The sequence below is a fragment of the Streptomyces sp. NPDC018045 genome, from assembly GCF_044327445.1.
Lineage (GTDB): Bacteria > Actinomycetota > Actinomycetes > Streptomycetales > Streptomycetaceae > Streptomyces.
Map to the genome: position 1 here is coordinate 78,921 of NZ_JBIRFL010000028.1, position 13,240 is coordinate 92,160.

Annotated in this window: 12 protein-coding genes and 1 pseudogene; 10 read left to right on the forward strand and 3 right to left on the reverse strand. The window is 69.7% G+C overall.

What is annotated here, in order from left to right:
- Positions 1 to 50: 50 nt before the first annotated feature.
- From ACH4EB_RS33630 to ACH4EB_RS33645, 4 genes are all read left to right on the forward strand, one after another.
- Positions 51 to 1,040 (forward strand): hypothetical protein, encoded by a 990-nt coding sequence (locus ACH4EB_RS33630; RefSeq protein ID WP_398281987.1) that lies wholly within the window; start codon positions 51 to 53, stop codon positions 1,038 to 1,040.
- A 166-nt stretch (positions 1,041 to 1,206) separates the two neighbouring features.
- Positions 1,207 to 1,935, forward strand: a complete 729-nt coding sequence (locus ACH4EB_RS33635; RefSeq protein WP_190216015.1) for a hypothetical protein — start codon at positions 1,207 to 1,209, stop codon at positions 1,933 to 1,935.
- Entirely contained in the window at positions 1,932 to 4,322 is a 2,391-nt protein-coding gene (locus tag ACH4EB_RS33640; protein ID WP_398352051.1) for an integrase, read from the forward strand. Before ACH4EB_RS33635 ends, ACH4EB_RS33640 begins: the two co-directional genes overlap by 4 nt.
- Positions 4,323 to 4,420: 98 nt before the next feature.
- A complete protein-coding gene (locus tag ACH4EB_RS33645) occupies positions 4,421 to 5,416 on the forward strand; it encodes a hypothetical protein (protein WP_398352052.1) in 996 nt (331 codons plus the stop codon).
- Positions 5,417 to 5,748: 332 nt separating this feature from the next.
- On the opposite strand, the gene ACH4EB_RS33650 is transcribed toward ACH4EB_RS33645, so the two are convergent.
- Complete coding sequence (locus ACH4EB_RS33650) at positions 5,749 to 6,633, reverse strand: nucleoside triphosphate pyrophosphohydrolase family protein (protein WP_398352053.1); 885 nt, start codon at positions 6,631 to 6,633, stop codon at positions 5,749 to 5,751.
- A 117-nt stretch (positions 6,634 to 6,750) separates the two neighbouring features.
- Here ACH4EB_RS33650 and ACH4EB_RS33655 point away from each other — a divergent pair, with 117 nt between their 5' ends.
- From ACH4EB_RS33655 to ACH4EB_RS33670, 4 genes are read left to right on the forward strand one after another with little or no spacing between them, the layout of a single operon-like run.
- Positions 6,751 to 7,011, forward strand: coding sequence for an acyl carrier protein (locus ACH4EB_RS33655; RefSeq protein ID WP_093686008.1), 261 nt, complete (start codon positions 6,751 to 6,753; stop codon positions 7,009 to 7,011).
- Positions 7,008 to 7,412 carry a helix-turn-helix domain-containing protein gene (locus tag ACH4EB_RS33660; RefSeq protein ID WP_190216019.1) on the forward strand — a complete coding sequence of 135 codons (405 nt, stop codon included), beginning with the start codon at positions 7,008 to 7,010 and terminating at the stop codon, positions 7,410 to 7,412. Before ACH4EB_RS33655 ends, ACH4EB_RS33660 begins: the two co-directional genes overlap by 4 nt.
- Positions 7,409 to 8,305, forward strand: a complete 897-nt coding sequence (locus ACH4EB_RS33665; protein WP_093686006.1) for an ImmA/IrrE family metallo-endopeptidase — start codon at positions 7,409 to 7,411, stop codon at positions 8,303 to 8,305. The genes ACH4EB_RS33660 and ACH4EB_RS33665 overlap by 4 nt, the downstream gene beginning before the upstream one ends.
- A gap of 42 nt (positions 8,306 to 8,347) precedes the next feature.
- Positions 8,348 to 9,136, forward strand: coding sequence for a hypothetical protein (locus ACH4EB_RS33670; RefSeq protein WP_202539786.1), 789 nt, complete (start codon positions 8,348 to 8,350; stop codon positions 9,134 to 9,136).
- Between the two features lie 42 nt (positions 9,137 to 9,178).
- Here the strand turns inward: ACH4EB_RS33670 and ACH4EB_RS33675 are convergent, their stop codons facing one another.
- Positions 9,179 to 10,210, reverse strand: a complete 1,032-nt coding sequence (locus ACH4EB_RS33675) for a nucleotide kinase domain-containing protein (protein ID WP_398352054.1) — start codon at positions 10,208 to 10,210, stop codon at positions 9,179 to 9,181.
- A 47-nt stretch (positions 10,211 to 10,257) separates the two neighbouring features.
- Between ACH4EB_RS33675 and ACH4EB_RS33680 the strand changes: the two genes are divergently transcribed.
- Positions 10,258 to 10,545, forward strand: a complete 288-nt coding sequence (locus ACH4EB_RS33680) for a hypothetical protein (protein WP_093686003.1) — start codon at positions 10,258 to 10,260, stop codon at positions 10,543 to 10,545.
- Between the two features lie 176 nt (positions 10,546 to 10,721).
- Positions 10,722 to 12,815, forward strand: coding sequence for a helicase associated domain-containing protein (locus tag ACH4EB_RS33685; RefSeq protein WP_398352056.1), 2,094 nt, complete (start codon positions 10,722 to 10,724; stop codon positions 12,813 to 12,815).
- Between the two features lie 27 nt (positions 12,816 to 12,842).
- Here the strand turns inward: ACH4EB_RS33685 and ACH4EB_RS33690 are convergent.
- Positions 12,843 to 13,240, reverse strand: a pseudogene (locus ACH4EB_RS33690) (hypothetical protein); the annotation flags it as partial.

Sequence of the window (13,240 nt, forward strand, 5' to 3'; positions counted from 1 at the left end):
TGGGGAACGCAGTGTGGGGCAGGAGCCTGGCTCAGCAACCGGTGCGCTTCGTGGCGCACGAGTCGAACTGCTCGTTCTTGTGGCGGGTGGCCGGTTTGCAGGGGGTGGAGGTCGACTTCCTGCTGGCCGAGTTGGGTGACGGGCCGCCAGGGCAGCAGGCCCTGCGACCGCATCTGGCGGAGGTGCTGCTGAGCGGCGCAGCGGCGGACAGGCTCGCACAGATGCTCGATGTGCCGTCCGCGCGGCTGCGGTGGGCTCTGCCGCATCTGCGCGCACCGCATCTTCTGCCGGGCGAGCGGGCGCGGTGGGAGTGGCCGTGGGAGCCGTTGGCGCACTGTCTGGTGCCGGCCTGCGGGTTGTGTGCGGCGGTCCGCGGCGGGGGCTGGGGTGAGATGTGGCTGGTCTGGCCGGAAAGGTGGAAGATCTGTGAGCGGCACGGCCGGTTCACCCATGTGCGTCAGGGCGGGCCTGGAGGGGTCGAACTGGCCCGGCTGCCAGAGTCCGTCGACGCGCACCGCAGGCGGGGCAGGCTGGAGCGGCGCTTCGGGCCCGCCGGGGCCGTGCTGGTGGCGGACGCCTTCGCTCTCGCTGGATGGTGGTGGCGCCGTGCCCCACTCACCAGCCGGTGGGCCGAGCGGGCCGGGCGGGCCGGGCTGCAGCCCCGGGATGTCGAGACGGCATGGCTGTTGGTGTATCCGGAGGCACTGCTCGTGGCCCGGGCGCTGCTGCGCTACGAGCAGCAGCGCGCCGCTCTGCCCAGCGGGCCGTGGGCTGCGGCTGAGGCCCGTCTGGTGGCCGAGCTGTCGCAACTGGCGGGTTCGCTCGAACTGCCCCTGGGCACTTGGCAGGTCCCGGTGGCGGAGTGGCTCGCACGACACCGCCGGTGTACGCCGGCCGTACAAGACAATGGGGGTAGCGGCCGCCGCGGGGACCGGCAGCCTGTCACCGCGTTGATCCACCAGGACGACGAGCACCAGGCGCCGCTGGGGAGCCTGTGTTGCCTGCCCTGGGACTGGGGCGACCCGTTCGCCGCCGTGTGAGCTCGTCCTCCGCAGCGATACGCATCTCACGTCTCGTACATGCATCCGCCGGTCCCCTCGATCGTGGGGTGAAGACGGTTGCAGCTGCGCTCCCCGGGCCCGTGCCCGGATGCTGGAGCGGGGACACGCGCAGGGCGGCCCGCTGCAGAGAACGAAGGGGACGGACGTGCCAGGGGGCCCGGTCAGCGCGCACGAGATCGCCGTCTGCTACCTCGACCGGTTCGGACGGCAGCGCGAACGCCCGGTGGCAGAGGTCGGCGAGGTGGCGTTCGAGGAGCTGGCCCCGCTGGAGCGGCCCGTACCCTACCCGGGACGGCAGTCGTTCGTCACCAACGCATGGGCCTCGGCCACCGACCAGTTGCTGGCCTGCGGCTCACTCCGGCAGCAGCACTGCGGCATGCTCCTGGACCGCGACCCTGCAGTCGGGCTGCGCAGCGCGGGACCCATGGAGCTGCGCTGGAGCCGTCAGGGGCGCCGCCATCGCCTGCGGCCGGCGTTCGTCGCCTTACGAGCGGGGCAGCGCGAGGTGATCTGCGTGCGGCCGGAGGAAATCACCGACCGGTGGCAATCCGAGCAGGACGTGCTGGCGGTGGCTTCGGCAGCAGCAGGCTGGCAGATCCGGGTGATGGAGCCTTCCACCGGGGTGGAACTGGACAACCTCAAGCTCCTCTACGCCGCCCGCAGTCCACGGTGGCTCACGGCCGGGCAGGACCAGTTGCTAGCACGGCAGTTCGCCTTGCCTCGGACCATCCGCTCCGGGGTACGCGCCGCCGCCCTGCCCTCGTATGTGGGAGTGGACCTTGCCTATCACTTGATCTGGGCGCGGCGGCTGCACACCGACATGAGTGTCCCGCTCACCCCGTCGTCGACGGCATGGTCAGGGGAGGTCAGGTGATCTCGCGGCACGCCGCAGGCGCCGCAGCGCCCCCCGCTGCTGACACCCTGGCTCTGGGGGACACCATCCGCTTCCGCGGTGGCCTCTGGGTGGTCACCGCCTTCCACGGACCGCGTCTCTTCCTCGATGCCGCAGAGCCCGCAGAGCCCGCAGAGCCGCTGATCATCCTGCAGACGGCAGTGACCTCGGCCCCCGACTTCGCCGTGCTGAACCGGGCGGCGCGACGCAGTTCGCTGCCCGGCCGCCTCGGCGAGTTCCGTGCGCTGCCGCGCGACGTACGCAAGGCCGCTGAGAAGTGGGAGCGGCATGTCAAGGAGGTACTGCACCAGCAGGCCCCGAACGTTCCCGCCACCACCGAGCCCCCACCGGCCTTCGACCCGCAGCAGCGCACCCTGCGCCAGCGCTACCAGGCCAAGGCCGACCAGTTGACGCAGGCAGGAACCCCGGTGTCCGCGGCCACTGTCGAACGAAAGTGCGCGGCCTGGCGTAGGGACGGCCTGATGGGCCTGGTCGACAAGCGCAGCCGGCGTAGTGCGGCCCCGCACGGGCGCGTCGACACGCGAGTGGTCGACCTCGTGTGGGAGGTCCTGGACGACGAGCGCGGCAGAGGCCTGTCACCAGGAACGCTGTCCCGGCTGATCGACCGGGTGCAGCAGACGGTTCGGGTTCGCTACGCGCACCTGCTGGCCGACCCGAAGACCGCCCGGGGCCTGATGATCAGTCCGGCGACGTTCTACCGGCTGCTGGAGCGGCTGGGGATCACCGCAGAGAACTCGCATGACGCCGCGGCCCGTCACGCGGCCGGACCTGCCATATCCGCAGAGCGGCCCGGCGCCCGGCGGGCGACCTGGGCCCGCTGGCCCGGGGAACTGGTGCAGATCGACACCACCGGACTGGACGTTCTCGTCCTCGGTGACGACGGACGGGTCATCTCCGTGGAGCTCACCATCGCCATCGACGTGGCCACCCGCAGCATCGTGGGCTCCCTGATCGTGCCCAAGCGCACCGGCCGCACAGGCGGGACGGGACGATGGGCCGCCGGGCGGGCCACCCGCTCGTTCGACACCATGCAGGTCGTTGCCCAGACCACGGCCCCGCTTCCCGCGCGCCCGGGCTGGGCACCGGAAACCTTCATGGACGGCTCGGACCTGCCCTTCGAGGACCTCCTGGCGGCCGACCCCCGATTCGCCGGCGCCGCCGCCCGGCCCGTCATCAAGCCCGAAACGCTCGTCATCGACCACGGCTCGCCATTCATCTCCGCAGACTTCACCCGCGCCTGCCACTCCCTGGGCATCGAAGTACGCGAGGCACGGCTGCGTACCGCTGTCGACAAGGCGATCGTGGAGCGCGCCATGCGGGCGGTGAAGACTGGCTTCAGCCAGTACCTGGCCTCCTACACCCACCACCGCCTTCACCTGCGAGGCAAGCGCGTCCGCAAGCAGCCGCTGTGGACCATCCGCGAACTCCAGGAACGGTTCGAGCAGTGGGTGGTCATCCACTGGCAGCAGACCCCCCACGGAGCACTCCGCTCCCCCTTCACTCCCGGGCTGCGCCTGACCCCCAACCAGATGTACGCGGCCCTCATTTCCCTGCGCGGCTACCGGTCCACCGCGCTGACCGCCGAGGAGAACCGCAAAATGCTGCCGGCGGTGTGGGTCCGGGTCAGCCGCAAGGGCTTCCAGATCAACAATCGCACCTACAACCTGGACCGGGGAAAACTGGATCTCTTCCGTGGGTCCTCCGGCATCACAGCGCAGCAGGGGCGCTGGGAGGCCCACTACTCCCCCGACAACCCGGAGGTCGCCTGGCTGTTCAACCACCGGGCCGAGCCGGGCACCGACCCGTGGGTCGAGGTGCCCTTCATCCACCGCCGGCTATTCACTGACCGGTGGACCGAGGAGGCCTGGTCTGAGGGCCTGCGCATCCACCTCGCCGCCGGCGGCAGCCGCCACAACGAGGCCGCCATCGCCCGGGCCACCACCCAGCTGCTGCGCGACCTGGCCGCCGGGCCGTCCTCCGGCAGCGCGTCACAGACCCCTCGCCCGGCTACGGCATCCCGCCCGTCCCGGCCCTCGCTGCCATCGCCCGCCAAGCCCTACGCCACCGACATGCCGCCCCTGGACCCGGACACCGTCCGCCCGTTCCGCACCCTCGACCGGCCCGCCGGAGAGCTCTTCGACACGCCCGAGCCAGTCCGGGGCGCAGAACAGACCCTCGACGACTTCCTGGCGTCCCTGCCCGGCCTGCACCCGCCCGGCCCCAAAGGCCCCGGCAGCAGCAACGAGCCCAGCTCAGCCATCCCGGGAGACAACAGCACCGGTGCTCCCCCGCCTGGCGGCCTGCCCGGCGACGGACCAGGCAGCGGACGGCGAGGAGACAAACAGTGAAGACCCCCGTACGCGATCCGCAAAGCGCCTCGCCCCCTGCCCCGGCCCCAGTCCTGCCTCCTGGGCCGCCGACCACTCTGCACGGCTGGCGCGCCCGTGTGCGGCACAAGCCCTCCCCTCCCCCGATCCCACCGGCCAACGAGGACGGCACCGCCGAGGACCCTGTCGACGAGAACGACCCCCGCGTGCGCTACCACGCCCAGCTCGGCCTCGTCGAAACCACCGACATCATCAAAGGATCGCTTACCGCCCGGCGGCTGTTGCGTCACAACGGGGAACGCCGCCATCCCTGCCCGCACGTCGCCATCGACAGCGACTGCCGCGGCACGGGCAAACGCACGCTGCTTCACCACATCGGCCTGGGTCACCAGGGCCGCCGCGAAAAGCTCTACGGTATCGACGACAGCCGTATCCCCGTCATCTGCATCAACGCCCCGCCCGAACCTGGCACGCCCGCCGACTGGTCCGCGGCCCTGGCCGTCTTCCTCGGCTGGGACCTCTACCGCCCCGACACCCAGCAGCGGCCCGTGCAGCGCATGAAGGACTTCACCGGCCCTGCCGTCCACGTGATGCGCCACTCCCGCACGGAGGTCTGCCTGGTCGACGGCATCGACCGGCTGCGGCCCGAGGACCTGCAGCCGACCTTCGACTACTTCGACTACCTCGCCGAGGAGTTGGAACTGACTGTCTTCTGGAGCGGCATCGGTTCCAGCGACATCCTCCGTGAAGCCCGCGCGGCTCGATTCCCCGCCCTGCGGCGTCCTACCGAGGCCACCGCGCCCATCCGGCAACGCTCAGTGCCCACCCTGTGGGTCAACCGGCTGCCGCCCCGATGCAAGGAACACCCCAACGAATGGCCCAGCACCGTGGCCACCCTCGACGGTCGGCTGTCCCTGCGCCACCACCGGCCCGGCAGCCTCCTGGACCACGAGGAAGACCTCTACCACATGACCGACGGAATCATGGAAAACCTCACCCCTCTGGTCGGCATGGCCGGCCAACTCGCCATCCTCGACCGCACCGAAGCCATCACCCGCGATGTTCTGCACGACGCCGCCCGCTACCTCGACCTGCCATCCGAAGACGGCCGCTGAGAAGGCATGTTGACCGGCCTGGTCCGCTCAAGGCCTCCAACATAACCGCGCAGTCTGTCAGAACAGACCGTCCTGTCCATCAGTCGAGGGCACGCGTGAAGCGGCTCGGACCGTGAGACCGGCTGCTCGGGCCTGGGCTCGCAGGCGCTTACCGACGCCCGCAGGAAGGCCGCGCCACCCGGACGATGACGCGCATGGTGGAGCATCATGAACTCGCTGTGCGGGTCAGGACGTGTCATCTGCGCTTGACGGGTGAGAACGTAGACTCGCGGGTCTCCTGGGCTGTTGGGGAACGCCCTCACCTGGAGCGTTCCCCAGCCGTCGGGCCGCCGTCAGTCCTGGGTGACGATGAGCGTGCGCTGGTTGAGGTCGAGGTGGACCGTTCCCCCGTTCTGCTCACGGAGTTGGCGCCACGCGGCGTAGCCGGTGAGGATGGCGTGCTCCCAGTCGGCGGCGCGGCAGATGCTGACCTCGAGGTGGGCGGTCATGTGGCCGATGGTGGCGAGGAGTTCGTGGTCTATGTGTTTGATGTCGGCGAGGTAGCGGTGGCGGGCGGCGTAGGAGAAGACGAGGGCTGAGATGCCTTCTTCGATGGCGATGGCGCGGCCGCCGTCTTCGGCTTCGTCGGTGCGGGGGTCGCTTTTACGTTTGCGGCCCAGCAGGAAGCGGGTGACGGGGGACCAGCCCAGCACGGTGGCGTGGGCGAGGTGGAAGATGTCGTGGAAGCGGTAGTCGTCTTCGACGTGGGAGGCGCTGGTGAGGGGGTCACCGGCGGGGGTTCCGTCTTCCCGGGTGAGGACGACGACGGTGCGGCCGTCGTCGGTCGTGGTGGGCGTGAAGGTCAGTGTGGTCTGCCGGGGCAGCTGTTCGTGGGCGGGAGCGGCAGCATCGAAGGGGGTGTGCTCGTCGTGGGGGGTGAGGCGCCAACGGTCCTTGGTCTTCTCCAAGTTGGCAGCGGCGACGTCGTCGAGGTCGAGCCCGAAGCGGTGGGCGAGAGCGGCGACGTACCACAGGACGTCGCCGAGTTCTTCGCGTAACTGGTGCTTGCCCTGCTCGAAGGCGGGTCCGTCGCGCAGGAATTTCTTGTAGGCGGTGGTCAGGGACCCGACTTCGCCGGCAAGGCCGAGGAGAGGGACGAGGACCGGGTCGGTGCCCTCGGCAGGGAGTTGGAGGGTCTTGACGGCCGCTTCCTGGTAGCGCTTGAAGTCCACACTCACACCTGTCTGATCTTGGGACAACCCCGTTGGCTTTCCCGACAGCATGTCGTATGCTACGACAGCGTCGTTGGAAATGCAGACGATTGGGGAGAGTTGTCGAACACGGACACACCGAGCATGGACGACATCACCTCGGTCGTCGTCGACTTCCTCGCCGAGTACGAGGGCGTCTCGCCCGACGAGCTCCGCTCTGAACTGGAGCAGAGCGGTCGGGAGTTGCCCGTGGACTCGCTGCTGGTGGTCGAGATTCTCACGCGCATTGAGGAGCGTTACCACGTCGCCATTCCCGCAGACCGGGAAGCGGCCCAGGCCACCCGGTCCGTGCGGGCATTCGCCGCGGCGGTACTGGACGCCATCGTTGAAAGGCAGCAGTCATGACCCCTCCTTCGGACAGCCGTGACCGTGATCCTGAGCTGGTCCGGCTCGGTGAACGGCTGAAGAAGACCCGCGACTACCTGAACATGTCCCAGCAGTTCGTCTCGGACTCGACCGGCATCCCCCGCTCGGCCATCAGCGACATCGAGCGCGGCGAGCGGCGGGTGGACAGCCTGGAGTTGAAGAAGCTGGCGCGCCTGTACCGGCAGCCGGTCGCCTACTTCCTGGCCGAGGAAAAGGACGCCGACGCCGGCGAGTACTCCCTGGCCGGTCTGCCGCGGGCACTGGCCCAGCTCACCGACGGGGACGCCAAAACAGTGCTGGAGTTCGCCGAGTACCTCACCCTGCGGCGGGCGGCAGAACGCGAGGAACAGGAGACCGAGGACGGGAGTCCGACGGCGTGAACTGGGCCTTAGCACACCGGATCGCCTCGATCGCCGCCGTCCAGGCACACCGCGACCTCGGCATCGACCGCACGCAGTACGTCCACGTGCACCGGGCACTGGGGGCAGCCGACGTGATCGGGATGGCGCAGCCGATGCCCCGGCTGTTCGGCGTGTACTTCTCCCCCGCCGACAAGGGGCCGGCCGTGATGCTGAACGCCTCGCTGAATGCGGTCACCCAGCGGCACACGGCCGCACATGAGCTGGGGCATCACCGACTGGGCCATCGCACCGCAGCCGATGAGGAGCTTGATCCCGCGCTGCGCTGGGGCAACGGCAGCTGGCCCGAGGAGGAGAAGACAGCGGAGGCGTTCGCAGCGTGGTTCCTGATGCCCCTGCCGGCGGTGCGGGCGGCCCTTGAGCGGATCTGCGGCGGCCGGCCGTCGTCTCCCGAGCACGTCTACCGGGTGGCGCGCGAACTGGGTACGTCGTACGCCGGGACGGTACGCCACCTGGTGAACCTCCGGCTGTTGGATGCCGGCCGGGCCGACCAGTGGTCCAAGATCCCTCCTGCCGGCCTGCGCAGTTCGCTGGCGGGCGGGACCTCGCTGCCCGCGCACGCCCAGGTACACGTGATCACGGCAGCCTCTGCGGGGCAGACGGTGTACGCCGACGCGGGCGATGTGCTGGTGCTGCACCTGGAGAACGCGGTCTTCGACGTCCTGCCCAAGGGGCTTCAGCCGTGGACCAGTGATGGCGCGACGCCGCTGGCGAGCGCCGTGGTGAGCGACGAGCTCCCGCCGGGCGGACAGGGCCTGATCGAGGTCGCGGTGCCGACGCACGGCGCCGCGCTGCGGTTGACGGTGGTGCGCGAAGCCCCGCGTGCCGGGGTCGACGAGACCTGGCCTGCCTGAGCCCGGCTCCCCGGATCACACCCGTATGTGTCAGGAGGACTGATGCACACCTTCACCGTGACCGAACGCGACGTCACCCAGGCCTGGGTCGCCGCCTGCAACAAGCTGGACCGCAAGGACAACCCGGACCGGACCGGCCTGCACACGGTGGTGCGCATCGCCGACCCGACGAACGACGACCCGGTATTCCGCGCCGAACTGGACCGGCTGCGCACCGCTCGCGGGCTGTGGCCGCTGGAGACCGTGGCCAGCACCCTGTTCCCCGCGGCCCTGGCGGCACGGAGTGCCGGCCCGGATGACCTCGCCGAGCGCTACCGGCAGATGTATCCAGTGATCAAGCGGTACCCGGGCAACCACCGCGGCACCTACTTCGGCCGCCTCGTGTCCTACCCTGCGGTGTCCAAGAGCGGCGTCGACCAGCTCGGCACCGTCATCAGCCGCCTGCGGGCCCAGGCCTCAGGCACCAAGATAGCCGCCGCCTACGAGATCGACATAGCCGCAGCCACGGACGCGGAGGAGGCCAGCGCGGACCTGCTGGTCCACACCGCCGGAAAGGACAACAGCTACATCGGCTTCCCCTGCCTGAGCCACATCTCCCTCCAGCTGGACCGCGAGCGGCGGGTGCACGCCGCGGCCCTGTACCGCAGCCACTTCATGTTCGAGCGCGCCTACGGCAACTACCTCGGTCTGGGCCGCCTGCTGGCCTACATCGCCCAGCAGGCCGAACTGGCCTGCGGGACCTTGACCGTGATGGCCGGCCACGCCCGGCTGGACGGTCCCATCACACAGCTGCGCCCCCTGCTGACCGGCACCGGCCGCCTCGCGGCATGACGGCAGCCCGCCGCACGGCCGCCGACGTCACATGCGGCAACCTCATTGCTCCGGCGGGCCGTTGAGCTGCCACTTGGGCGGGAACCAGGCCGGCATCACAACGGCCTGCCGCCGGTAGGTCTGCTTGATGCGGCTGCGGCCGCTGATCCCGGCGATGTCCGGGTGGGCGACCCGGGCGTACTTGTCGACCTCGCAGAAAAGGTTCTGGCAGTCGATCAGCTGCAGTGGGCGCCCGCGCAGTCCAGCGAAGGCAAGCCCCAGACGGGCGAAGTGCTCGTCCTGCGTGTCGGCCATATAGCGGATGACGTCCGCCTCGATGCCGTCGGCCGCAGGCCCGAAGCACTTGCGGATCCCGTCGCGCGCTCCGGGCCCGGCGACGACGAAGTCCATCTCCGAAAACGGCATCTCGGCCGCATAGTTGAGGTCGATCACGAACTGGTAGGCCAGGAACGGCCCGATCGCCGGGAATCCCAGCAGAACCTGGTAGGCGTCCTGCAGCGTCGGCGCGGACAGCACACGCTGCGGCGCGTCCGCCTTCATCATCATCTCCAGCAGCCGCAGATGGTTCTGGTGCTTGCGCTGCTCGCCGAGCTGCGGCGGGGGCACGATGTAGGCGGCGGAGTACAGCCGTTGCCCTGCGGTGAAGGCCTGTGAGAGCACCCGGTCAAAGGCCCGGTAGTCGTAGGCGTCCCACCGCACCTCTCCCAGTGCGCCGTTTAGCAGCCGCCACGTCGAGGTCTTGTTGAAGATCCTGAACAGCAGGGTCCGGAAGAAGACTTCCTCCCACGCCTGCTCGCCCCGGTAGATCACGCCACTGATCAGGTCCTGGCTGACCCGGTCGGCGGCCCGGAAGCAGTTGGTGAAACGGTATCGCTGCAGGATCGGATCGTCCGTGAACGGTCCCGCTCCCCCGGCAAGTCGCGCCTCGTAGACCTTCTGGCGCGCCGCCGCGAAGCGCCAGTAGGTGTCGAACACCGGCGTCAACGTCAGCGTGCGGCCTGCCACACGGATCTTCCTCACAGGGCCGCGGTCTAAGACCCTCTGCCCTGAACGCTCTTGCAGCACCGTCACCATGGGCTCAATATATATTCAATATAGATCGGTGTCAGCGAGGGGGACGTGTGGAATTGCTGTGGCAGCGTCCACGACGCAAGACGCTGGTCGACTGGCCGGAGGACGTGGACACAAAGCTGGACGTCCTGGTGCGGGCCGCGGCCGCAGCCGGGGAGCAGACGTCGCGTTCGCAGGTGCTGGCCGCACTCGTGACGGCGGCCGAGGTCCGTCCCGCCGTCGTAGCCGAACTCCTCCACTCCTACCGCCAGATGCCCGCCGACGCCCTCGAAGCGGACAACACGCGCGAGGACCTGCCGTCCGTGCGCTCACCCGGACGCACTCGCGGCAGGAAATGACGCCGAGTCAGTTCCGCTTTCTCACTCGAGTCCCTTCGCTAACCCGGTCAACGCCGCCAAACGACATACGGTCACGGCTGCGTTCGCCGTCCCTCGACAGGCGGCCGATCGGATGTCCCGCAGACCTGGGCCGATTACTCGAATGCCCTGACCAACGTCGCCGGGAACAGACCTAGATGGGCCTCAGGGATGACGAGCTCGGCGCCTGGTTTGCTCCGGGCGACGCGGTGCCGGTACAGGGCGAGACGACATGGTCGTTCCTGCATCGCGTCGCCGTCTGCTACGGCCTTGAGGCCGGCGAGCTGCTGGCGTGGGGGTGGTGGCAGTGGGTGAATCCGGTCACCCAGAGCCGCGGCCGCCGCCCGGACGGCGATGTACTCCTGAACGTCATGGCACAAGCACAGGTCGCGGCGTGGGCCGCGGTCCCGGTTGCGCATCTGGCGCGGGCATTGCCGTCGTGGACGGCCGGGCCAGCGTCCCTCGGTGAGCGGGCCCGTGCGGATCGGGGATGGGCACGGTGGCGGGTGGGAGCTCAGGCATGGGGGCCGGTGTCTTTCGGCTGCCGGCTGTGTGCCGCCCGGCGCAGCGGCCGGAGCCAGCGGGTATGGCGGTACGGGCAACGGTGGAATCGGGTGTGTTCCCGGCACGGGCGGTGGCTGCTGGACGTCGGCGATGGCCACGACCTGGAGTATCTGGACGTGGGCGGGTGCCAGGAGCTGGCTGCCGCCCAGGCGCGGTGGCCGCGGGTGGCCCGACGGGCCGTGAGCACGGGAGCGGAGCCGGGGGCTGTGTTCGCGGTGGCTCGGGCGGTGGTGTGCGGATGGTGGCAACAGGAAGCTTTCTGGCAGCGGGAGCATGTGTGGGGCCAGCGCCTTGAGCGCGTCACTCTCGACACCAGCCGCAGAAACGAGGCGGCGGCGCAGTGGCCGGCGGCGTGGTGGCAGCTGGTCGCGCGGGACGCGGTTGTTTTCCCCGAGGTGGTAGCGGTGGCGGCCGCATTGGTGGATCCGGCCCTGCGGCTGCTGGTAACGGATGAACGGCCGCTTGTCCGCCGGTCTCGGCGCCATGACCGTTTCATGACCGCGCTCGGAGACCGGCTGGAGCGCGGCTGGCTGAAAGAGGTGGAGTGGCCGGAGAGGCCGAGCGCCCTGCAGACATGGATGAGGGGTGTGGCCCGCGAGCTGCGCTCACCGTCGCGGTCCGCTTCGCCACACAGCGGGATCTGGTGGGTGCCGGCGGCCCACCCGCCTGCCGAAGTGGGAGCGGGGCTACGTCTGTTGGCCACCACTCCACCAGTCGCCTTCCGAGGGCACGCCGGGGTGGCGGGGTGGCGGGCCGAGCTGTACGTGCCTCGACGCGTGGGGCGGGGCGCCGGGTTGAAGGCCGTGTCCGAGGAACGGTTCTGGGAGGGCCTTGGTCACGCGCGCAGGTATGTGGTCCGGCATGGGCATCTGGCCGTCCCCCACGCCGGCGCCCCACAGGATGGGTTCGACCTGGGCCGATGGCTGGCGAATCTGCGCGCCGCCTCTGCCGGCTTGCCGCCCGAGTTCGTGCGGGCGCTGGCGGAGCTGGACGTGTGGTGGAATCCGCCCTGGCCGATCAGCTGGCAGCGAGCCTGGCACCGGGCCCGTGCTCACGCCCTCGCCCACGGCCTCGTCAGCGGTGATGACAATCTGGCGGGGATGCCGCGCTGGCTCGAGCGGTGGCTGCGCCAGCAGATCGCCGAGTACTCGCGGCTGGCCGCCGAGCAACAGCAACTGCTCGCCCAACTCGGCCTCACAGCCGCAGAGATCGACCGCTTCCACGCCTGGCCCGCGCGGCGCCGCAGCGTGCTGCACGGCCTGGAGGCTGCTCACGACTACGCCGCCCGCCACGGCCACCTGGCCGTCTCCCAGCCCACCTCTCATGACGGGTTCGCCCTGGGCAAGTGGCTCAACCAAGTGCGCCACCGTCAGCGCGCCGCCACCCAACCCACGCGTCTCGGCCGGCGGCTCACTGCCCTGGACACCTGGTGGAACCCGCCCTGGCCACTGGACTGGCAGCGGTACTACTGGGCCGCCCGCCATCATCTCCATGACCTGCCCGAAGGTGTGGTGTGGTGGACCGGCGCACCGGACGAAGACCAGGCCCGGCAGTGGTTGCACGCGCAGCAGGCATCATGGCATCTCCTCCAACCCGGGCAACAGGAGCTGGTGAGCGGCGCTGCCCGCGGCGGGGTGGCGCGCTGTCGCTTCAGCAGCGGTGCCTCCGCGCACGAACGCGACACCTGAGCCCGTGTACCGGGCTCATCCGAGGCCTCAGAGATCCCGGTCGAGCACGGGGTTCCAGGCAAACCAGTCCAGCGCTTCGGCTCCCAGCTCGTACGGTGCGTTCAGGAGCGCTCGTTCCACCTCGGGCAGATCGTCATGAACGATGGCAGGGGCCCGTTGCAGGATCTCGGAGAAGTCGATCTTGTAGACGGCCCTGAGGCGTTCCACGAACGCGGGATCCTGTCCGCGAAGTCGGTCCATGGCGGCACGTACCCGTGGCTCCCATGCGGGCATCCCGAAGTGGTCAGAGGCACCGAAGCCCTGAAGCGCGGCAAGGAGGAGGAACTCCTCAGAGGTCGTTTTCTCCTGTTTCATTGCAATAGACACGTTTTTGTGAACTGTGAGAACGTGATGCTGATGGGATCTGAGGCGCGGTTGGTTCCTGG

Excerpts from the sequence above, each read along its gene's own strand:
- ACH4EB_RS33655 (WP_093686008.1), top strand. The coding sequence starts at position 6,751 with ATGGACGACATCACCTCGGTCGTCGTCGACTTCCTCGCCGAGTACGAG.
- ACH4EB_RS33675 (WP_398352054.1), bottom strand. The coding sequence starts at position 10,210 with ATGGTGACGGTGCTGCAAGAGCGTTCAGGGCAGAGGGTCTTAGACCGC.
- ACH4EB_RS33660 (WP_190216019.1), top strand. The coding sequence starts at position 7,008 with ATGACCCCTCCTTCGGACAGCCGTGACCGTGATCCTGAGCTGGTCCGG.
- ACH4EB_RS33685 (WP_398352056.1), top strand. The coding sequence starts at position 10,722 with ATGGGCCTCAGGGATGACGAGCTCGGCGCCTGGTTTGCTCCGGGCGAC.
- ACH4EB_RS33670 (WP_202539786.1), top strand. The coding sequence starts at position 8,348 with ATGCACACCTTCACCGTGACCGAACGCGACGTCACCCAGGCCTGGGTC.